General features: G+C 62.0%; 15 protein-coding genes and 1 pseudogene. 5 read left to right on the top strand and 11 right to left on the bottom strand.

Going from position 1 to position 20,433, the window contains the following annotated elements:
• Positions 1 to 100 precede the first annotated feature (100 nt).
• The 7 genes and pseudogenes from cmk to mtnA all read right to left on the bottom strand — a co-directional run bounded on the left by cmk (position 101) and on the right by mtnA (position 9,286).
• On the bottom strand, positions 101 to 790 hold the full coding sequence (gene cmk, locus AC07T0_RS03375) for a (d)CMP kinase (RefSeq protein ID WP_218224151.1): 690 nt from the start codon (positions 788 to 790) through the stop codon (positions 101 to 103).
• 5 nt (positions 791 to 795) lie between these two features.
• Positions 796 to 1,746 (bottom strand): annotated as a pseudogene (locus AC07T0_RS03370) (prephenate dehydrogenase/arogenate dehydrogenase family protein); the annotation flags it as partial.
• Positions 1,739 to 2,851 carry a histidinol-phosphate transaminase gene (hisC, locus tag AC07T0_RS03365; RefSeq protein ID WP_494999840.1) on the bottom strand — a complete coding sequence of 371 codons (1,113 nt, stop codon included), beginning with the start codon at positions 2,849 to 2,851 and terminating at the stop codon, positions 1,739 to 1,741. The gene hisC and the pseudogene AC07T0_RS03370, both read right to left, overlap by 8 nt.
• Positions 2,852 to 2,862: 11 nt before the next feature.
• The gene (gene pheA, locus AC07T0_RS03360) at positions 2,863 to 3,957 is read right to left on the bottom strand and encodes a prephenate dehydratase (protein WP_017129662.1); all 1,095 of its coding nucleotides are present in this window, start codon (positions 3,955 to 3,957) and stop codon (positions 2,863 to 2,865) included.
• Positions 3,957 to 5,042: a 3-phosphoserine/phosphohydroxythreonine transaminase gene (gene serC, locus AC07T0_RS03355; protein WP_494999839.1), complete on the bottom strand. Its 1,086-nt coding sequence runs from the start codon at positions 5,040 to 5,042 to the stop codon at positions 3,957 to 3,959. Before serC ends, pheA begins: the two co-directional genes overlap by 1 nt.
• A 194-nt stretch (positions 5,043 to 5,236) precedes the next feature.
• A complete protein-coding gene (gyrA, locus tag AC07T0_RS03350) occupies positions 5,237 to 7,882 on the bottom strand; it encodes a DNA gyrase subunit A (protein WP_494999838.1) in 2,646 nt (881 codons plus the stop codon).
• A gap of 327 nt (positions 7,883 to 8,209) precedes the next feature.
• On the bottom strand, positions 8,210 to 9,286 hold the full coding sequence (gene mtnA / locus AC07T0_RS03345) for an S-methyl-5-thioribose-1-phosphate isomerase (protein WP_494999837.1): 1,077 nt from the start codon (positions 9,284 to 9,286) through the stop codon (positions 8,210 to 8,212).
• Between the two features lie 110 nt (positions 9,287 to 9,396).
• Between mtnA and AC07T0_RS03340 the strand changes: the two genes are divergently transcribed.
• The 5 genes from AC07T0_RS03340 (at position 9,397) to AC07T0_RS03320 (ending at position 14,319) form a co-directional block, all read left to right on the top strand.
• Positions 9,397 to 10,728, top strand: coding sequence for a TRZ/ATZ family hydrolase (locus AC07T0_RS03340; protein ID WP_494999836.1), 1,332 nt, complete (start codon positions 9,397 to 9,399; stop codon positions 10,726 to 10,728).
• Between the two features lie 89 nt (positions 10,729 to 10,817).
• On the top strand, positions 10,818 to 11,516 hold the full coding sequence (gene ubiG / locus AC07T0_RS03335) for a bifunctional 2-polyprenyl-6-hydroxyphenol methylase/3-demethylubiquinol 3-O-methyltransferase UbiG (protein WP_100939083.1): 699 nt from the start codon (positions 10,818 to 10,820) through the stop codon (positions 11,514 to 11,516).
• A 3-nt stretch (positions 11,517 to 11,519) separates the two neighbouring features.
• Positions 11,520 to 12,191, top strand: coding sequence for an N-acetylmuramic acid 6-phosphate phosphatase MupP (mupP, locus tag AC07T0_RS03330; RefSeq protein ID WP_494999835.1), 672 nt, complete (start codon positions 11,520 to 11,522; stop codon positions 12,189 to 12,191).
• A gap of 185 nt (positions 12,192 to 12,376) precedes the next feature.
• Positions 12,377 to 13,117 (top strand): YciK family oxidoreductase, encoded by a 741-nt coding sequence (locus tag AC07T0_RS03325; RefSeq protein ID WP_494999834.1) that lies wholly within the window; start codon positions 12,377 to 12,379, stop codon positions 13,115 to 13,117.
• Positions 13,118 to 13,392: 275 nt separating this feature from the next.
• Positions 13,393 to 14,319 carry a GGDEF domain-containing protein gene (locus tag AC07T0_RS03320; protein ID WP_494999833.1) on the top strand — a complete coding sequence of 309 codons (927 nt, stop codon included), beginning with the start codon at positions 13,393 to 13,395 and terminating at the stop codon, positions 14,317 to 14,319.
• Positions 14,320 to 14,490: 171 nt separating this feature from the next.
• On the opposite strand, the gene AC07T0_RS03315 is transcribed toward AC07T0_RS03320, so the two are convergent.
• The 4 genes from AC07T0_RS03315 to AC07T0_RS03300 form a co-directional block, all read right to left on the bottom strand.
• Positions 14,491 to 15,255, bottom strand: a complete 765-nt coding sequence (locus tag AC07T0_RS03315; RefSeq protein ID WP_494999880.1) for an iron-containing redox enzyme family protein — start codon at positions 15,253 to 15,255, stop codon at positions 14,491 to 14,493.
• Positions 15,256 to 15,334: 79 nt separating this feature from the next.
• Positions 15,335 to 17,794, bottom strand: coding sequence for an EAL domain-containing protein (locus AC07T0_RS03310; protein WP_494999832.1), 2,460 nt, complete (start codon positions 17,792 to 17,794; stop codon positions 15,335 to 15,337).
• Between the two features lie 213 nt (positions 17,795 to 18,007).
• The gene (locus tag AC07T0_RS03305; RefSeq protein WP_494999831.1) at positions 18,008 to 19,888 is read right to left on the bottom strand and encodes an ABC transporter ATP-binding protein; all 1,881 of its coding nucleotides are present in this window, start codon (positions 19,886 to 19,888) and stop codon (positions 18,008 to 18,010) included.
• Positions 19,818 to 20,420: a DsbA family protein gene (locus AC07T0_RS03300; protein ID WP_494999879.1), complete on the bottom strand. Its 603-nt coding sequence runs from the start codon at positions 20,418 to 20,420 to the stop codon at positions 19,818 to 19,820. Before AC07T0_RS03300 ends, AC07T0_RS03305 begins: the two co-directional genes overlap by 71 nt.
• Between the last annotated feature and the right edge of the window lie 13 nt (positions 20,421 to 20,433).

Genomic DNA, 20,433 nt, shown 5'->3' with positions numbered 1-20,433 from the left:
GCGAAGAATACGCCCATCTGCCACACCCCAGACGGTGTGGGTTACGTTCATATGAAAGAAGCCATGCAGGACTATGACTGGTCCCCTGCACACCTCTTGGTCACCCGGCGATATCGCGAATGGCGATCTCGCTCATGATGCGTTCCAACACCTGCTCGATGGACAATTCCGTGGAATCCAGCTGTATGGCGTCAGCCGCCGGTTTGAGCGGGGCTACCGCTCGCTGGGTGTCACGCTCATCACGTGCACGTATCTCATCTAGCAGACTCGACAGACTAACATCATCGCCCTTGGCCTTCAACTGCAAGTACCGGCGACGAGCCCGCTCTTCGGAGCTGGCAGTCAGAAAAATCTTCAGCGGCGCATCGGGAAACACCACCGTGCCCATGTCCCGGCCATCGGCCACCAGGCCCGGCGGCTCCTGGAACGCCCGCTGGCGTTGCAGCAAGGCCTCACGCACCGCCGGCAACGCCGCCACCTGGGAAGCCCAGGCGCCGACCTGCTCGTTGCGGATATCCTCGGTGACGTCGTCGCCCTCAAGAATGATCCGCGCGGCACGATCGCTGGTCGCACCGACGAACTGCACGTCCAGATGGGCGGCCAGGGCCTTGAGGAGCTCCTCGTTGGTCAGGTCGACGCCATGGTTGCGCGCGGCGAACGCCAGCAACCGATACAGCGCGCCGGAGTCCAGCAGGCACCAGTTCAGGCGCTTGGCCAGGATCCCGGCGACCGTGCCCTTGCCCGAACCGCTCGGCCCGTCAATGGTGATAACTGGAGCTTGAATATTCACGACCGTGCCTCTTTGTGATCATCATTGGCGTTCAGGGTGCCCTTGCGGGCCCGGCGGGCCAGGATTCTGCCGAAATGCTCGCGCGCCGCTTGCGCACGCTGGAAGACCTCCAGCAACTGAGGCCCATCCCCGGCATCGACCGCATCGCGCAAGACATCCAGGTCACCGCGAAAACTATCCAGCGCACGCAGCACCGCTTCCCGGTTGGCCAGGAAGATATCGTGCCACATCACCGGATCGCTGCCAGCTATTCGCGTGAAATCGCGGAATCCGCCAGCGGCGTAGCGAAAAATATCCAGGTTCTCGTTGCGTTTGGCCAGCGAGTCCACCAGACCGAAGGCCAGCAGGTGCGGCAGATGACTGGTCGCCGCCAGCACTTCGTCGTGGCGCTCGACCTGCATATGCTCGACATCCGCCCCCAGGGCCCGCCAGAGCGCATCGACTGTCGCGAGCGCCGACGGATCGGTCTCGACCAACGGCGTCAGGATCACCTTGTGCCGACGGAACAGCGCGCTGTTGGAAGCCTGCACGCCACTCTGCTCGGATCCGGCAATCGGATGCCCCGGGACAAAACGCGGCGGCATGCCGCCAAAAGCCTGAGTGGCGGCGCGCACGACATTGCCCTTGGCGCTGCCAACATCCGTAAGGATCGCCTGGCCCAGATCCATGCCCGCCAGCAAGCTGAGCATTTTCTCCATGGCCAGGATCGGCACCGCCAGCTGAATCACATCGGCGCCCTGGCAAGCCGTCGTCAGGTCGGCCTCGCAATGATCGACCACACCCAGCTCGACCGCGAGTTCACGCGATAACGGATCCAGATCAACGCCGACCACTTCCCGACACAGACCGCTTTCCCGCAGTCCCTTGGCGAAGGATCCGCCGATCAAACCCAGGCCAACCACCACAAGGCGGCCGATCATAGGCTTCACAGGTTGCATCGACATGACATCAACCACGGGCCATGACCTTGGCCAGCGCCTCCAGCAAACGACTGTTCTCGCTGGCCAGGCCAATGCTGACCCGCAGGTGCCGCGGCAGGCCATAGCCGGCCACCGGACGCACGATCACACCTTCACGCAACAGGCCCTGATACACGGGAGCGGCCTCACGACCGACATCGACCGCGATGAAGTTGGCCTTCGAGGGAATCCAGCTCAGCCCCAACTGGCGAAAACCTTCTTCCAGTTGTTGCATGCCGGCTTCGTTCAAGCGCCGGCTCTGGGCGACATAGTCGACATCGTCGAGTGCCGCACGGGCCGCGACCAGCGCCAGGCTGTTGACATTGAACGGCTGGCGAACGCGATTGAGGATGTCCGCCACGGCGGGCGACGACAGCGCATAACCGACGCGCAAGGCCGCCAGACCATAGGCCTTGGAAAAAGTCCGCGAAACCAGCAGGTTCGGGTAGCTCGCCAGGTAGTTCAGGCCATCCGGCAGATCGACGCCTCGGGCGTACTCGATATAGGCCTCGTCCAGCACCACCAGGACATCCTGCGGCACCGCAGCGAGAAACGCCTCCAGCGCCTGCGGGCCGAACCAGGTGCCGGTCGGGTTGTTCGGGTTGGCGATAAACACCACCCGGGTGTTTTCGTCGATGGCCGCGAGCATCGCCGTCAGGTCATGCCCCCAGTCCTTGGCCGGCGCTACACGGGCCTCGGCATTCACCGCCTGGGTGACGATGGGATAGATCGCAAAGGCGTGCTCGCTGAACACCGCGTTCAACCCCGGCGCCAAGTAGGCACGGGCGACCAGCTCGAGAATGTCGTTGGAACCGTTGCCCAGGGTCACCTGGCTGGCCTGCACCCGGCACAGCTCGGACAGACGCTGCTTGAGCTCGAAACCATTGCCATCCGGATAACGGGTCAAATCCGCCAGGGCAGCGTGAATCGCCGCCAGGGCCTTGGGACTCGCCCCCAGGGGATTCTCGTTACTCGCCAGCTTGATGATCCGTGCCGGATCGATATCCAACTCACGGGCCAGTTCATCCACGGGCTTGCCCGGAACGTAAGGCGACAGTTGTTGCACGCCCGGCTGTGCCAGTGCGAGGAAGTTACCGCTCATGATCAACGCCTTTACAGAACCGCTTTCGGGTAGGAGCCCAGCACCTTGAGGGCCACCGCTTCCTGACTGATCTTCTCCAGCACACCCTTGACCAGCGGATCACGGTGATGGCCGACGAAGTCGATAAAGAACACATACGTCCATTTACCACTGCGCGAAGGTCGGGTCTCGATACGCGTCAGGTCAATCCCGTTGTCGTGGAACGGCACCAGCAGCTCGTGGAGCGCGCCAGGCTTGTTGCTCATGGAGACGATGATCGAGGTCTTGTCGTCGCCGGTAGGCGGCACTTCCTGGCTGCCGATCATCAGGAACCGCGTGGAGTTGTCCGGACGGTCCTCGATTTTCTCCGCCAGGCGGGTCAAGCCATACAGCCCGGCCGCCATATCGCCGGCAATCGCCGCCGAGTTCCACTCACCCTTGACCCGCTTCGCCGCTTCGGCGTTGCTGGAAACCGCCACCCGCTCGACGTTCGGGTAGTGGGCGTCGAGCCACTTGCGGCACTGGGCCAGGGACTGGGCATGGGAATAGATGCGGCTGATGCTGTCGGTCTTGGTGTTTTCGCCCACCAGCAGGTGGTGGTGAATACGCAGCTCGACCTCACCGCAAATCACCATGTCGTGCTCGAGGAAACTGTCGAGGGTGTGGTTGACCGCACCCTCGGTAGAGTTCTCTACCGGCACCACGCCGAAATTCACCGCACCCGCCGCCACTTCGCGAAAGACTTCGTCGATCGCCGCCATCGGCTTGCTGATCACCGCGTGGCCGAAATGCTTCATGGCCGCGGCCTGGGTGAAGGTGCCTTCAGGGCCCAGGTAAGCCACTTTCAGCGGCTGCTCCAAGGCCAGGCAGGAAGACATGATCTCGCGGAACAAACGCGCCATTTCTTCGTTGCCCAACGGTCCCTGGTTACGCTCCATGACCCGCTTGAGCACCTGAGCTTCACGCTCGGGACGATAGAACACCGGCACTTCGCCTTCGGCCAGCGAGGCCATTTTTACCCGCGCGACTTCCTGGGCGCAGCGGGCACGCTCGCTGATCAGTTCGAGAACTTTCTCGTCGAGGCTGTCGATACGCAGGCGCAGTGCCTTGAGTTCTTGCTCGGACATTAGCCGTGTTCCTTCTCGAACGCTGCCATGTACGCCACCAGCGCGTTCACCGCATTGATGTCGACGGCATTGTAAATGGAAGCGCGCATGCCACCCACCGAACGATGGCCCTTGAGGTTCAACAGGCCGAGCTCTTCGGCGCCGACCAGGAACGGTTTATCCAGACGGTCGTCGGCCAGGCGGAACGGCACGTTCATCCAGGAGCGGTTGGTCTTGTTGATCGGGTTGCTGTACAGGCCGCTGGCGTCGATGAAGTCATACAGCGTGCGCTGCTTGATTTCATTGAGTTTGCCGATGGCCTCGACCCCACCCTGCTCCTTGAGCCACTCGAAAACCAGGCCCGACAGGTACCAGGCCAGGGTCGGCGGCGTGTTGTACATGGAGCCGTTGTCAGCCGCGACCTTGTAGTCGAGCATGGTCGGGCAGATCGAACGGGCGCGACCCAGCAGGTCCTCACGCACGATATTGACGACGATGCCGCTCGGGCCGATGTTCTTCTGTGCACCGGCGTAGATCATGCCGAAGCGGGAAATATCCACCGGACGCGAGAGGATGTCCGAGGACATATCGGTGACCAGCGGTACATCGCCAGTTTCCGGAATCCAGTCGAACTCCAGGCCGCCGATGGTTTCGTTCGACACATAGTGAACATAGGCCGCGTCTTTCGACAGCTTCCATTCGTTCTGGCCGGGAATGGCAAAATAGTCGTAAGGCTTGGCGCTGGCGGCGACATTGACGTTGCCGAAACGCGAAGCTTCCTCGATGGCTTTCTTCGACCAGATACCGGTCTCGATGTAGTCGGCCTTGCCGCTTTCAGGCAGCAGGTTCAACGCCACCTGGGCAAACTGCTGGCTGGCGCCGCCCTGCAGGAACAGCACCTTGTAGTTCGAGGGAATATCCAGCAGGTCACGCAGATCCTGCTCGGCCTTGGTGGCGATGGATACGAACTCATCGCTGCGATGGCTCATTTCCATGACCGACAGGCCCTTGCCATGCCAGTCGAGCAGCTCGGACTGGGCACGCAACAGGACAGCTTCAGGCAGCGCAGCAGGACCCGCGCAGAAGTTATAGGCTCGTTTGCTCACATCCACTCTCGCTATGCTTTTCAATACACACCAGCCACTCTACGCCACACGCCTGCAGGAGCGAGCTTGCTCGCGATAAACGCAAGGGCATTTAGATCCCCCTGGCACAACGAAGCGGCCCAACAACGACCGCTTCGCGCTCGATCGCGAGCAAGCTCGCTCCTACAACAACAGCGACTGGCGCAGACGCTTAATTACTCTTGCGGCTCAGCTTCATCGGTTGCAGCGTCAAACGGCTGATCGTCGTTCAACACGTCGCCGTCAAACTCGACGTCCACCTCACCTTCCAGCTCCTCGCCTTCGACTTCCGATGGCTCCTGGACACGCTCCAGGCCCACCAGCGTTTCATCGCTGGCCAGCTTGATCAGCGTCACGCCCTGGGTATTACGCCCCAGGCTGGAGACTTCATCGACACGGGTCCGCACCAGCGTGCCCTGGTCGGAAATCAGCATGATCTCCTCACCATCAAGCACCTGCACCGCACCGACCAGACGACCGTTACGCTCGTTGCTGACCATGGCGATCACACCCTGGCCGCCACGCTTGTACTCGGGGAACTCGCTGATCGCGGTGCGCTTGCCGAAGCCGCGCTCGGAGGCCGTGAGAATCTGGCTGCCTTCTTCCGGGATGATCATGGAGATCAGCTTCTGCCCTTCGTTCAGGCGCATACCCCGCACACCGCGGGCCGTACGGCCCATGGCACGGACATCGGACTCTTTGAAGCGGGTGACCTTGCCAGCGTCGGAGAACAGCATGACCTCACGCTCGCCATCAGTGATCGCGGCGCTGATCAGCACGTCGCCTTCATCCAGTTCCAGGGCGATCAGACCGACGCTGCGCTGGCGACTGAAGGCTTCCAGCGGAGTCTTCTTCACCGTACCGTCGGCGGTCGCCATGAAGATGAAGTGACCTTCGGTGTATTCCTCTACCGGCAGCATGGTGGTGATGTATTCACCCTCATCCAGCGGCAGCAGGTTCACCAGCGGACGACCACGGGCGGCGCGGGAAGCTTCGGGAATCTCATAGGTCTTGAGCCAGTACACCTTGCCCTTGCTGGAGAACAGCAGCAGCGTGGTGTGGCTGTTGGCAACCAGCAGGTGGGCAATGTAGTCCTCGTCCTTGACGCCGGTCGCCGACTTGCCTTTACCACCACGGCGCTGGGCCTGGTAGGCCGCCAACGGCTGGGTCTTGGCGTAGCCACCGTGGGAGATGGTCACCACGCGCTCTTCTTCCGGGATCATGTCACCCAGGGTCAGGTCCAGACGGGCATCGAGGATCTCGGTACGACGCACGTCACCGTACTCGGCACGAATCACTTCCAGCTCTTCGCGGATCACTTCCATCAGGCGCGTGGCGCTGTTGAGGATTCGGATCAGCTCGCCGATCTGGTTGAGGATCTCCTGGTACTCGGCCAGCAGCTTCTCGTGCTCCAGGCCGGTCAGGCGGTGCAGACGCAGCTCCAGAATGGCTTGCGCCTGTTCCGGCGACAGGAAGTACTTGCCGTCACGCAGGCCGTATTGCGGGTCCAGGGTTTCCGGACGGCACGAATCGGCACCGGCACGCTCGACCATCGCCACAACCGCGGACGACTCCCAAGCCATGCCGATCAGCGCTTCCTTGGCTTCCGACGGCGTCGGCGAAGCCTTGATCAAGGCGATCACCGGATCAATGTTGGACAGTGCAACAGCCTGGCCTTCGAGGATATGACCACGCTCGCGAGCCTTGCGCAGCTCGAACACGGTACGCCGGGTCACGACTTCGCGGCGGTGACGGACGAAGGCTTCCAGCAGGTCCTTGAGGTTGAGGATCCGCGGACGACCGTCGATCAGCGCAACGATGTTGATGCCGAACACGCTCTGCAACTGGGTCTGGGCATAGAGGTTGTTGAGAATCACCTCTGGCACTTCGCCACGACGCAGTTCGATGACCACGCGCATACCGTCCTTGTCGGACTCGTCGCGCAGCTCGGTGATACCTTCGAGCTTTTTCTCTTTCACCAGCTCGGCGATCTTCTCGATCAGGCGGGCCTTGTTCAACTGGTACGGCAGTTCGGTGATGACGATCTGCTGGCGACCACCGACCTTGTCGATGTCCTCGATGGTCGAACGGGCACGCATATAGATGCGCCCACGACCGGTGCGATAGGCCTCGATAATGCCGGCACGGCCGTTGATGATCGCGGCGGTCGGGAAGTCCGGCCCCGGGATGTACTGCATCAGGTCATCGACGCTCAGCTCGGGGTTGTCGATGAGGGCCAGGCAACCGTCGATGACTTCACCGAGGTTGTGCGGCGGGATGTTGGTCGCCATGCCCACGGCGATACCGCTGGAGCCGTTGACCAGCAGGTTGGGGATACGGGTCGGCATGACCGCCGGGATCTGCTCGGTGCCGTCATAGTTCGGCACCCAGTCCACGGTTTCTTTATGCAGGTCGGCCAGCAGCTCGTGCGCCAGCTTGGTCATGCGCACTTCGGTGTATCGCATGGCCGCGGCGTTGTCGCCGTCCACCGAACCGAAGTTACCCTGGCCATCGACCAGCAGGTAGCGCAGGGAGAATGGCTGCGCCATCCGAACAATGGTGTCATAGACCGCGGTGTCACCGTGCGGGTGATACTTACCGATCACGTCACCGACCACACGGGCAGATTTCTTGTACGGCTTGTTCCAGTCGTTACCCAGTTCGCTCATCGCAAACAGCACACGCCGGTGCACGGGCTTCAAGCCATCGCGCGCATCAGGCAGTGCCCGCCCGACAATCACGCTCATCGCGTAGTCGAGGTAGGACTGTTTCAGCTCGTCTTCGATATTGACCGGGAGGATTTCTTTGGCCAGTTCGCCCATGAGAAGCCTGATTCCTTTTTCTGGTGAAACTTCGTCACATCCATATGGGACGAACGAAGCTCGCCGCCGCGGGCCTGATGCCCTGCAACGACTTACGACAAATCAACGAGTTATGCCTTGGATCTGCGCAGTGAAGGCAGCCGGTTCGGGCTGCCCTGGAAACCGTCGGATGTTATCACAATCGCCGCCACGCACCTACCCCGGCATAGGCAAGGAAGTAGACGGGCGGCCGCTGTAACCGACCGAGAGCGCGCCGAGAGGGGCTTAGAGGCAAGATGAGCGCGGCCAGGGCGCGCCAAATACTGCTTGGCCTGGGACAAAAGCCGGTCAATGCAGGCGTTTGCGGCACATCAACTGCGCCATCTTCGCGGTGTCCGGACGCTCGACGATGCCTTTTTCAGTCACGATGACATCGATCAGGTCCGCCGGCGTCACATCAAAGACCGGATTGAACGCATCGACCTCGGCCCCGACCCGATGCCCGCCGACACTCAACAGCTCGCTGCCGTCGCGCTCCTCGATCGGGATATCGTCGCCGCTGGCCAACTCCATGTCGATGGTCGAACTCGGCGCCACCACCATGAAACGCACGCCATGGTGCATCGCACAGACCGCCAGCTGATAGGTGCCGATCTTGTTGGCCACATCGCCATTGGCGGTGATACGGTCGGCCCCGACGATCACCCAGGTCACGCCCTTGGTCTTCATGATATGCGCGGCGGCCGAGTCGGCATTCAAGGTCACCGGAATGCCTTCGTTGGCCAGCTCCCAGGCGGTCAGGCGCGAGCCTTGCAGCCAGGGCCGGGTTTCATCGGCATAAACCTGCTCGACCATGCCCTCCAGGAAGGCGCCGCGAATCACCCCCAGCGCCGTACCGAAGCCGCCGGTGGCCAGCGCGCCGGTATTGCAGTGGGTCAGGATCGCCTGGGCATTGCCCTGGTGCTTGCGGATCAGGTCGACCCCCAGTTGCGCCATGGTCAGATTGGCCTCGCGATCGCTGTCATGGATGGCCACCGCCTCGGCCTCCAGGGCCGCCAGCGGATCGGCGCCATCCTTGACCCGCTCCAGACGCTCACGCATCCGATCCAGGGCCCAGAACAGATTGACCGCGGTCGGCCGCGAGTTCGCCAGCTGGGCAAAATCGGCGTCCATCGCCGCCAGCCAGTCGCCGCCCTCCGCCAGTCGCGCCCGCGCCGCCAGCACTACACCATACGCAGCGCTGATACCAATGGCCGGCGCACCGCGCACCACCATCGAGCGAATCGCCTCGGCGACCCCCGCGGCATTGTCGTAGGCCAGCCAGGTTTCCTCGAACGGCAGAATGCGCTGATCGAGCAGATACAAGGCACCATCACGCCAATCGATGGCCTTCACTTTTTCCGCAGCCAACAGTCGATTGCGCATGATTCACCCCACACACTGGAACAAAAGCCGCCGATTATAGCGATCCCCCGGTGAGGACGCTCGGGTATACTTCGCCATTATTTCAGATTAAAGCCCGGAAGCTGTCCACGATGCCGAATACCGCCGCCCCGCTCGATCTTCTCCTGCTGCCGACCTGGCTGGTCCCTGTCGAACCCGCCGGCGTGGTACTCAAGGAGCATGGCCTGGGCATTCGTGACGGACGTATCGCCTTTATCGGCCCCCGGGCCGAGGCCTTGAAACTCGGCGCCAAGGAAGTCCGCGAGTTGCCGCAGATGCTCCTCGCCCCCGGCCTGGTCAATGCCCATGGCCATGCCGCCATGACGCTGTTTCGCGGCCTGGCCGACGACCTGCCACTGATGACCTGGCTGGAACAGCATATCTGGCCCGCTGAAGCCAAATGGGTCGACGAAGCCTTCGTCCGCGATGGCACGGACCTGGCCATCGCCGAGCAACTCAAGGGTGGCATCACCTGTTTCTCGGACATGTATTTTTTCCCTAAAATCGCCAGCGAACGCGTGCACAACAGCGGCATTCGCGCACAGATCGCCATTCCGATCCTCGATTTCCCGATCCCCGGCGCCGCCAGCGCCGATGAGTCGTTGCGTCAGGCCGTCGAGCTGTTCGGCGACCTCAAGCACCATCCACGGATCAAGATCGCCTTCGGTCCCCATGCACCCTACACCGTTGGCGACGAAAATCTGGAAAAAATCCGGGTTATCGCCGAAGAACTCGACGCCGCGATCCACATGCACGTGCATGAAACCGCCTTCGAAGTGCAGCAGTCGCAGGAACAACGCGGCGAACGCCCGCTGGCACGCCTGGGCCGCCTGGGCTTGCTCGGCCCACGCTTCCAGGCCGTTCACATGACCCAGATCAGCGATGACGACCTGGCACTGCTGGTAGAAAGCAACACCAGCGTGATCCACTGCCCGAAATCCAACCTGAAACTGGCCAGCGGCTTCTGCCCGGTGGAGCGCTTGTGGCAAGCCGGCGTGAACGTGGCCGTGGGCACCGATGGCGCGGCGAGCAACAACGACCTCGACCTGCTCGGCGAAACCCGCACCGCCGCCCTGCTGGCCAAGGCCGTCGCTGGCTCCGCCACCGCCCTGGACGCCCACCGCGCGTTGCGCATGGCGACGCTCAATGGCGCACGTGCCCTTGGCCTGGAACAGGAGATCGGCTCGCTGGAAGTCGGCAAGGCCGCGGACATTGTCGCCTTCGACTTGTCCGGCCTGGCCCAGCAGCCGATCTATGATCCGGTGTCGCAACTGATTTACGCCAGCAGTCGCGACTGCGTGCAACATGTCTGGGTCGGCGGCAAGCCACTGCTCGAAGACCGGCGCCTGACCCGCCTGGATGAACAGCAGTTGGGCGCCACGGCCCGGGCCTGGGGCCAGCGCATTGGCGCTCAGGCACACTGATTGACGCGCCATAGAGCGCATTGAATTGAAGATGACGCAACGCCCGGCGGGCGGCATCAACCCGATTTCCAAGCTTTAGAGGATAGTCCATGAGCAACGTCGACCACGCTGAAATCGCCAAGTTCGAAGCCCTCGCCCATCGCTGGTGGGACCGTGAAAGCGAGTTCAAGCCGCTTCACGACATCAACCCGCTGCGGGTCAACTGGATCGACGAGCGGGTCAAGCTTGCCGGCAAGAAGGTCCTCGACGTCGGTTGCGGCGGCGGCATTCTCAGCGAAGCCATGGCCCAGCGCGGAGCCACCGTCATGGGCATCGACATGGGCGAAGCCCCCCTGGCCGTGGCCCAGTTGCACCAGCTGGAATCCGGGGTCAGCGTCGAGTATCGGCAGATCACCGCCGAAGCCCTGGCCGAGGAAATGCCCGAGCAGTTCGATGTGGTGACCTGCCTGGAAATGCTCGAACACGTCCCCGACCCGTCCTCGGTGATCCGCGCCTGCTTTCGCATGGTCAAGCCCGGCGGCCAGGTGTTTTTCTCCACCATCAACCGCAACCCCAAGGCCTATCTGTTCGCCATTGTCGGCGCGGAATACATCATGGGCCTGCTGCCACGCGGCACCCATGACTTCAAGAAATTCATCCGCCCTTCCGAGTTGGGCGCCTGGAGCCGCGAGGCGGGACTGGCGGTCAAGGACATCATCGGCCTGACCTACAATCCTCTGACCAAGCACTACAAGCTGGCGGCGGACGTCGACGTCAACTACATGATCCAGACCCTGCGCGAGGAGTAACCGATGCGCTTGAGAGCGGTTCTCTTCGACATGGACGGCACCCTGCTCGACACAGCGCCGGACTTTATCGCCATCTGCCAGGCCATGCTCGCCGAGCGCGGCCTGCCACCGATTGCCGACCGGTCGATTCGCGACGAGATCTCCGGCGGTGCCCGCGCCATGGTCGCCGTGACCTTCATGATGGACCCCGAGTCGCCGGGCTTCGAGGCTTTGCGCCAGGAATTTCTTGAGCGCTACCTCAAGGCCTGCGCCGTCCATAGCCGCCTGTTCGACGGCATGGCCGAGTTGCTGGCCGATATCGAGAAGGCCAATCTGCTCTGGGGCGTGGTCACCAACAAGCCGCTGCGCTTCGCCGAGCCGATCATGCAACAGCTGGGGCTGGCAGAGCGCTCGGCGCTGCTGATCTGCCCGGACCATGTGACGAACAGCAAACCCCACCCGGAGCCGCTGATCCTCGCGTGCAAGATGCTCGACCTCGACCCGGCCAGCGTCTTGTTCGTCGGCGACGACCTGCGCGATATCGAATCCGGACGGGACGCCGGTACCCGCACCGCGGCGGTGCGCTACGGCTACATCCACCCGGACGACAACCCCGATCACTGGGGCGCCGATGTGGTGGTCGATCATCCGCTGGAACTACGCAAGGTATTGGATAACGCGCTGTGCAGCTGTTGACCGATGATCTGGCAAACACCGCGCCTACGCATCTCTGTAGGCGCGAGCTTGCTCGCGATGGTGGTTCAGGCACCGCGGGGTATCAGACGCCCCGCGCTATCGCTGACGTCCATCGCGAGCAAGCTCGGCGCCTACAACGTGCGCGGTGAGCCGCCTATCTGTTTTACATTTGTAGAGGTTTAACCATGTTCGATTATTCCGCCCGCCCCGACCTGCTCAAGGACCGCGTCATCCTGGTCACCGGTGCCGGCCGTGGCATCGGCGCCGCTGCCGCCAAGACCTTCGCCGCCCACGGCGCCACCGTACTGCTGCTGGGCAAGACCGAAGCCAACCTGAGCCAGGTCTATGACGAGATCGAAGCCGCCGGCCACCCTCAACCGGCGGTGATCCCCTTCAACCTGGAAACCGCCCTGCCACACCAGTACGACGAACTGGCGGCCATGATCGAAACCGAGTTCGGCCACCTCGATGGTCTGCTGCACAACGCCTCGATCATCGGCCCGCGTACGCCACTGGAGCAGTTGTCCGGGGAAAATTTCATGCGGGTCATGCACATCAACGTCAACGCCATGTTTATGCTGACCAGCACCTTGCTGCCCCTGCTCAAGCTGTCCCAGGACGCCTCGGTGATCTTCACTTCCAGCAGCGTCGGCCGCAAAGGCCGCGCCTACTGGGGCGCCTACGGCGTATCCAAGTTCGCCACCGAAGGCCTGATGCAGACCCTGGCCGATGAGCTCGAGACAGTCGCACCGGTGCGCGCCAACAGCATCAACCCCGGCGCCACCCGCACCGGCATGCGCGCCCAAGCCTATCCTGGCGAGAACCCGGAGAACAACCCGACGCCGCAGCAAATCATGCCGGTCTACCTGTACCTGATGGGGCCCGACAGCAGCGGCGTCAACGGCCAGGCTTTCGACGCCCAATAACCCCCTCCGCGTCATCCCGCCGCACGCGCCGGAATACCGGCGCACAGTGAAATAATCCAAAAAAGCCATCAGCGCAAGTCAAACAACTGCCGCCCCTGTCGGCTGCTGGCGCTCGCCCCGAAAAATCAACACCCTGAATTCAAACGACTTTTATTCGGTTGAAGCGATTGGCACGACTTTCGCTCTAACTTCTTTAATCACGCAGCGCGAGAGCGGCCCCAAGCCGCTCTCGCCCACCCTGTAAGACCGTATGCTGTGCTTAGGGGCTTGCCACCATGAAAACGCCGACCCAGACCAACGCAATTGATTTTGATCGCGCCAGATTGCAACGTCTGGGCTTTGGCCAACTCCCGTCCAGCCAACAACGCCCCATCAGCTTGGCTCAACTGCGCCATCAACTGGCCCAGCAGTTGCAAACCAGCCTGGAGCCTGAGCGTATCCTGGACATCTTCTTTCGCGAGATCCAGCGCGTGGTACCCCTGGACGCCTTGAGCTACCTGCACCCGGGCAGCGACTTGCGTCTGGAGTTCGGCCATCGCGGCCATCACTCGATCAGCTACAGCCTCAGCCATGAAGGTGAGCATCTGGGCGAACTGATATTCCGCCGTGGCACCCGCTTCAACGAACAGGAACTGGGCAATCTGGAATCGTTGCTGGCAAGCCTGTTGTACCCCATGCGCAACGCCCTGCTCTATCGTGCCGCCACGCGCTGCGCACTGCGCGACCCGCTGACTGAAACCGGCAACCGTATCGCCATGGAGCTGGCCTTGCAGCGGGAGTTCGAGTTGGCGCGTCGCCATGGCCAGCCGATCTCGGTGCTGATGCTCGATATCGATCACTTCAAACAGATCAATGACAACCACGGACACTGCGCCGGCGACAAGGTGCTCAAGATCGTCGCGGCCTCGATCAAGGAGCAACTGCGCAATGTCGACCGGGTATTCCGCTATGGCGGCGAAGAGTTTTTGATCCTGCTGTCCAATACCCATCGCGAGGCCGCGGCAATGGTCGGTGAACGCCTGCGCTATGCGGCGCAAGCCCAGGACCACGAATGCGATGGCCAACGGATCAATCTGACGGTGAGCCTGGGTTGCGCCACGCTGTTGCCGGGCGAATCCACGGAAAGCCTGCTGCGCCGCGCGGACAACGCGCTGTATGTGGCCAAGCGCGAAGGTCGCAACCGCCTGGCAATGGCGGGCTGAACCCACGACACAAACCGGAAATTCAAGACTGCACGCAATCCCTGTAGGAGCCAGCTTGCTGGCGATGAGGCCAGTGAGCCTTGCATCGCCTGATCGGCCGCTATCGCCGGCAAGCCGGCTCCCACAGTGACTGCATCGAACTCAGGATCGAGGTGCTACCCACATGACCAGTCAACCCTCGGCGAGAGCGGCCTGGCGCTCACGGGCGACCGGAGCCTTTTCCGCGTGCTCCAGTTGCATGCACCGTTCGAGGAACAGGTACATGTAGTCGTAGCTCTTGCAGATCGCCTGCCGTAGCTCGACCTGCAAGGCCTTGGCGGGATTGTTGCCGGCCAGGGTGCAGATGATCTCCAACGCTTCCCACGGATGGGCATCATCGTACTGAGCGTGCATCTTCAACCATTTCATCGCACGCTTGCGGTCTTCATCCGCAAATGCCGCGGCATAGACCCCCGTCGAACAGACCAGCGCCGACCACTCGCCAGTGGCTCCTTCGATCGCGTAGTTGGTCGCGGCAATCGCCACGATCAGTGGATCGGCCGAACTGGTATGCCAACACCAATGACTCAACGCATGCAACTCGGGCGCTACCAACTGCGCCTGCAGGTCCTCGAGGGTCACGCCGTGAGCGCGGCTCCAATGCAACCAATAGTCGGCGTGATTCAGCTCCACACGGATATTGCGCATCAGCCAACGCCGCGCCATGTCCTCGCCGGGATGACGGGCAAAACGGGTCTTGGTGAGGTTCTGTGCCATGTATAACGCAAACTGTTCAACCACCGGCCAGCCGCCAATAAGATAGTGGCGCATGGTTTTCGCGCTCAGCCTGTTGTCGCGCATCCGCTGGTAAAGTTCGTGTTCGACAACCCGGCGCTTGCTCTCGCTACAGTCCTGAATGAGCTGCTGCGCCCACACGGGGTAGCTGGAGGCCTCCATAAGCGGGCCGGTTCTGCTGAAAATGTCGATCACTGTCGGGCTCCTTCTGAGTGGTGATTTAAGCAGATCAGCAAAGGTTTCAGCGGAATGTGCCAGGCGCCTTGAACAGCAGAGGCCGAGGTCGCGCGGGTCGACACAACAGACTGTCACAGGTGAACAACTGCGGTCGCTCGATAATGTAGCCCTGAGCATAGTCGACACCGATCTCGAACAGGGCCTGCTCGATCTGCGGTGTTTCAACGAATTCAGCAATCGTTCGCTTCCCCATGACATGGCCGATGTGATTGATCACCTCGACCATGGCGCGGTTAATCGGGTCGTCCAGCATATCCTTTACGAAACTTCCATCGATCTTCAGGAAGTCTACAGGCAAATGTTTGAGATAAGCGAACGAAGACATTCCCGCACAAAAGTCATCGAGGGAGAACCGGCAGCCCAAGTTCTTGAGTTCATTGATAAATCGGATAGCGCTGCCAAGGTTGGAAATGGCGCTGGTTTCAGTTATTTCGAAACAAATCATATCCGGCGGAATGCCGTGCTGCTTGAACTGCTCATGCAGGAAGCCGAGGAAACCCTCGTCGCCAATGGTGGTGCCCGACAGATTGATCGCGCACATCGCCATCGCCCCCTCGCGTTGCTGGGCAATGCATTCGGCGATGACCTTGAAGACGTTCTGCACCACCCAGCGATCGAGCTGGGTCATCAGACCATAACGCTCGGCGGCCGGGATAAAGCTGTCGGGCAGGATCATCCGCCCGGCCTCGTCGTGCAAACGCAGGAGGATTTCCACATGGCCACCGCTGTGATCGGCGTGCCCCAGCGCGGCGATTTCCTGGGCGTACAGGCAGAAACGATTTTCCTCCAGGGCCATGTGCAAACGCTGGACCCAGGCCATCTCGCCAAAGCGCAAGGACAGCTCCGAATCGTCCGCGTGATAGACCTGAACCCGGTTGCGGCCCTTTTCCTTGGCCATGTAGCAGGCCATGTCCGCCGCCCGCAGCGAGGCCTCCAGGGTGGCCGGAGCCTGGGCGATGTGCACCAGGCCGATACTGACCGTGGTCACGAACGGGCGCCCCTTCCAGACAAAATGCAGGTTCTGCACGGTCTGTCGCAGGCCTTCGGCAATTTTTTCCGCCGCCTCCGACGGGCAATTTTCCAGCAATATGCCGAACTCGTCACCGCCCAGGCGGGCCAGGGTATCGCCCTCGCGCAACCCCGATTGCAGCAAGGCACAGATGTGCCGCAGCAATTCATCGCCGGCCGCATGACCACAGGTGTCATTGACCAGCTTGAACTGGTCCAGATCGAGGAACATCAACGAATGACGGGCCGGCTGGCGGCTCAGGTTATACAGCGCCTGTTCCAGGCGATACTCGAATTCGCGCCGGTTGGCCAGGCCCGTCAAGGCATCGTGGGTGGCCTGCCAGGACAGGTTGGCGATGTACTGTCGCTCCTGGGTCATATCGTGCAACACCAGCACCGTGCCACTGACCTTGCCGGCGTTGCGGATCGGCGCCCCCACCAGGGTCACCGACACGGTGCTGCCGTCCAGGCGCTGGATCAGCTTGGAATGCTCGCTGCCACCGCTCAGCCGGCCACTGAGAATATGTTCGATCAGGGTAAAACCTTCGTCCTGGGCATTTTCGTCGAGCAGGTTGAACAGCGCCGCCAGGGGTAAGCCATAGGCCTGCCCGGCTTTCCAGTGGGTCAGGTGTTCGGCGGCCGGATTCATATAGGCGATGGCGCCTTCCACATCGGTGGTGATGACCCCGTCGCCAATCGACTCCAGGGTGATCTGCGCCCGCTCTTTTTCCAGCTGCAAGGCATCGGCAAAGGCATGGCGCTGGGCCAGCAACTTGTGTGTGCGCAGCAAGGCCAGGGCAATCAGCCCCAGGGCGGTGGCCAGGTTGGTGATCAACAGCAAGCGCAGGATGACCCGTGAACCTTCGCCCAGGGCGTCGCTGAAGGCTTTCGCCGCTGGCGTCACGCCATCATTGATGGCAAAGATCTGGCTCTTCCAGCGCTGGATATCGCTATTGCTCTCCTGGTTGACGGAGATCGCCCGGTGCATCTGCTGGGCGACACTGTCCAGCCGCACCAGATAAGTGTCGCCCACCGTCCATTTTTCAATGGCCCGCTCCAGATAGCTGAAGTGTCGGAAGTTCAGGTACAACCAGATGATGCTGGAGACATCGTCGGGGTGGTTGCCGCCTTGCAGGATTCCACGCCGAGCGGCCGCCAGGTCCGGAGTCGGCGCATCCAGGGCGATCCGCAGGTCGTGGCCGCCCTGGGGCACGGCAATCGCCTCCTGGTATTTGCGGAAAATCGTTTCGTCGCGGCTGTCGGCGTACAGGTTGAGGTAATAGATAGCGTCCTTCTGGCCTTTGGACCAGAGGCTCTCGCCCGCCACATAACCGCGCACGGCGGAAAGTACATACAAGCTCAGGCCACCCAGCAAGGCCTGAAACAGGACAACAGCGATAAATGGCCAGACGATGCCCAACAGCCGTGGCGTTCCGAGAGTCCGCGTTTGCTTCATGAGATCCCTTGCATCAGCACTGCCAGATGAGCACTCGAGAGAAATCCACTCCTGATAGCACAGACTAGGCTAATTTCCACGATATCGAAGGGATCAGCGCCGCCCTTCCAGATATCTGGATATCAATCCATCGCTCGCACGCACAGAGAAAAAAGTATTTCCGTCAGCCAATTCAATCACTAAGCACAGAAAACCCGGCAAAACTCAAGTGCGTCAAATTTTTTGCAGATGCCCGTACAGCTTGGCGTATAGGCCACCATCGGCAATAAGCTGCTGATGATCACCATCCTCGGCGATCCGCCCGCCATCGAACACCAGCACCCGATCCGCTTGTTTCACCGCGGACAGGCGATGGGCAATGATCAACGTTGTACGACCACTGAGAAACCGGCCCAGGGCCTGATGCAGGTTGTACTCGGTGGCCGCATCCAGCGCCGAGGTCGCTTCGTCGAGGATCACCACCTTGGGCTCGGCCAGGACCATCCGGGCAATCGCCAGGCGCTGACGCTGGCCACCGGACAAACGCACCCCGGAACGCCCGACAATGCTGTCCAGGCCCTGCGGCAACACTTTGATCGTAGCGTCGAGCTGGGCAATTTCCAGTGCCCGCCAGCAAGCTTCATCCGTGCGCTCGCGGCCCATGGTGAGATTGGCGCGGACCGTATCATTGAACAGCGCCGGGTGCTGCAATACCACCGCGACGTTCTCGCGCACGGTGTCCAGGCCGATATCGGCCTGGGACGCGCCACCGAAGCGAATGGTCCCGGAGCGGGGGGTGTACAGCCCCAGCAGCAGTTGCACCAGGGTGCTTTTGCCGCCGCCGCTGGCCCCGACGATCGCGACCTTTTCACCGGGAGCGATGGACAGGTCCAACTGATCGAGCACCGGCTCCTCGCCATAGGCAAAACTCAGGGCCTGTACCTCGATACCCACGGTGTCGCGCCCAGCGAAGGGGTCGACGCCACCGGGGTACTGCGGCTCGTCGGCACGCGCCAGCAGTTCGTTGATCCGTTCAAGCGCACCGCCGGCGGCATAGAAGGCATATTGCAGGTTCAACAACTGCTCCACCGGCCCGATCATGAACCAGAGGTAACTGAACACCGCGAGCATCTGGCCGATGGACAGGTCGGAGAACAGCACCGTGAGCATCGCCGCCGCGCGGAAGATATCGATGCCGAACTGGAACAGCAGCCCCGTGGCCCGGCTCGAAGCATCGCTTTTCCATTGCGAAGCCACCGCGTAGTCACGTACTTCCCGGGCCCGGGTACCCAGGCGGCCGAGGAAAAAGCCCTGGCGATTGCCGGCGCGGACTTCCTGGATCGCATCGAGGGTCTCGGTCAGGGCCTGGGTAAAACGCGAGGTGCTGTCGTTTTCCAGTTTCTTCAGGTGCTTGACCCGCTTGCCCAACTGTACCGTGGCATAGATCACCAACGGGTTGAACAGCAGGATCAGCAGCGCCAGCTTCCAGTGCATCCAGACCAGGATCGCCGAGGTGCCCAGCAGCGTCAGCATCGCCACCAGAAAGCGGCTCAGGGTTTCGCCGACGAACTTGTCCAGGGTGTCCAGGTCGGTCACCAGGTGCGTGGTCACGGTGCCGCTGCCGAGGCTTTCGTACTCGCCCAGGGAAATGCGCTTCAAGCGTTCGATCAAGCGGATACGGATGCGGTAGACAATGTCCTTGGCCAGCCCGGCGAACAGCCGCGCCTGCACCACGTTGAACACCAGGGCCCCACAGCGCAGGGTCAGGGTCACCAGCAACATCAGGCCGATATAGCCGACGGCGCGCTGCCAGGTGTCGGGCAGCAGGTGGTTCATCACCTTGAGTGCGGCATCGCCGTGCCCTAGCAGGACCTCGTCCACCAACAGCGGCAACAGCAGGGGGATTGGCACGCTGCACAAGGTCGCCAGCACGGCCACCGTGTTGGCGATCCACAGCGCTTTTTTATGCCGCAGCGCCAGCAGCCGAATTTCGGCCCAGCTCAGGCGGTCCGCAGGTGGTTTGACGGCTTCAGGGGCGGGCGGCTCAAGCACAGGCCGCGCGCTCCAGCCAACGGCCGAGCAGCGGAGCAAGTTCAGCCAGTGGCTGGTAGCCATTGGTCAGCAGCGCCAACTGGCCATTACGCTCGGCCAGCAAGGTCGGGAAACCGGCAATCCCCAGGTCCTGGACCCAGGTAAAATCGGCGGCGGTGGCCGCATGCTGCTCGGCCGTGTCGAAGGCACCGGCAAACTCGATGCGCGGTAAACCGGCTTGCTCCGCCAGCTCCACCAGCACACTGGCTTGGGTGACATCCCGTCCCTCGACATAAAAGGCCCGCTGGATCAGTCCCACCAACGTCCACGCACAGTCCGGCGCCAGGCTACGGGCGGTGATCACGGCCCGACAGGCCGGCTCGGTGTCGTAGACAAAACCGTCGGGCAAGGCACCCTCGAACTTGAACGGCTGGCCGCTGGTCTCGGTGACTGCCTGCCAGTGTTCGAGGATATAACGCCGGGTCGTCGGCTCCAGCGCGGCGCCGCTGCCGGTGCGCAAGCCGCCCATCACCAGGTGCAGTTCGACACCCGCCGCCTGCGCCTGCTTGACCAGTGCCTCGGCCACCGGGGCAAACCCCCAGCACCAGGAACACATCGGGTCCATGATA

The organism is Pseudomonas sp. GW821-FHT04D07, assembly GCF_059420225.1.
Note: the sequence above shows the minus strand (reverse complement) of the source record. Positions and strands in the feature narration are given on the sequence as shown.

Coding starts and splice junctions, on each gene's coding strand:
- hisC (WP_494999840.1), bottom strand. CDS start 2,851: ATGAGCGGTAACTTCCTCGCACTGGCACAGCCGGGCGTGCAACAACTG.
- pheA (WP_017129662.1), bottom strand. CDS start 3,957: ATGTCCGAGCAAGAACTCAAGGCACTGCGCCTGCGTATCGACAGCCTC.
- gyrA (WP_494999838.1), bottom strand. CDS start 7,882: ATGGGCGAACTGGCCAAAGAAATCCTCCCGGTCAATATCGAAGACGAG.
- mtnA (WP_494999837.1), bottom strand. CDS start 9,286: ATGCGCAATCGACTGTTGGCTGCGGAAAAAGTGAAGGCCATCGATTGG.
- AC07T0_RS03340 (WP_494999836.1), top strand. CDS start 9,397: ATGCCGAATACCGCCGCCCCGCTCGATCTTCTCCTGCTGCCGACCTGG.
- ubiG (WP_100939083.1), top strand. CDS start 10,818: ATGAGCAACGTCGACCACGCTGAAATCGCCAAGTTCGAAGCCCTCGCC.
- mupP (WP_494999835.1), top strand. CDS start 11,520: ATGCGCTTGAGAGCGGTTCTCTTCGACATGGACGGCACCCTGCTCGAC.
- AC07T0_RS03325 (WP_494999834.1), top strand. CDS start 12,377: ATGTTCGATTATTCCGCCCGCCCCGACCTGCTCAAGGACCGCGTCATC.
- AC07T0_RS03320 (WP_494999833.1), top strand. CDS start 13,393: ATGAAAACGCCGACCCAGACCAACGCAATTGATTTTGATCGCGCCAGA.
- AC07T0_RS03315 (WP_494999880.1), bottom strand. CDS start 15,255: ATGGAGGCCTCCAGCTACCCCGTGTGGGCGCAGCAGCTCATTCAGGAC.
- AC07T0_RS03310 (WP_494999832.1), bottom strand. CDS start 17,794: ATGAAGCAAACGCGGACTCTCGGAACGCCACGGCTGTTGGGCATCGTC.
- AC07T0_RS03305 (WP_494999831.1), bottom strand. CDS start 19,888: ATGGCTACCAGCCACTGGCTGAACTTGCTCCGCTGCTCGGCCGTTGGC.
- AC07T0_RS03300 (WP_494999879.1), bottom strand. CDS start 20,420: ATGTGTTCCTGGTGCTGGGGGTTTGCCCCGGTGGCCGAGGCACTGGTC.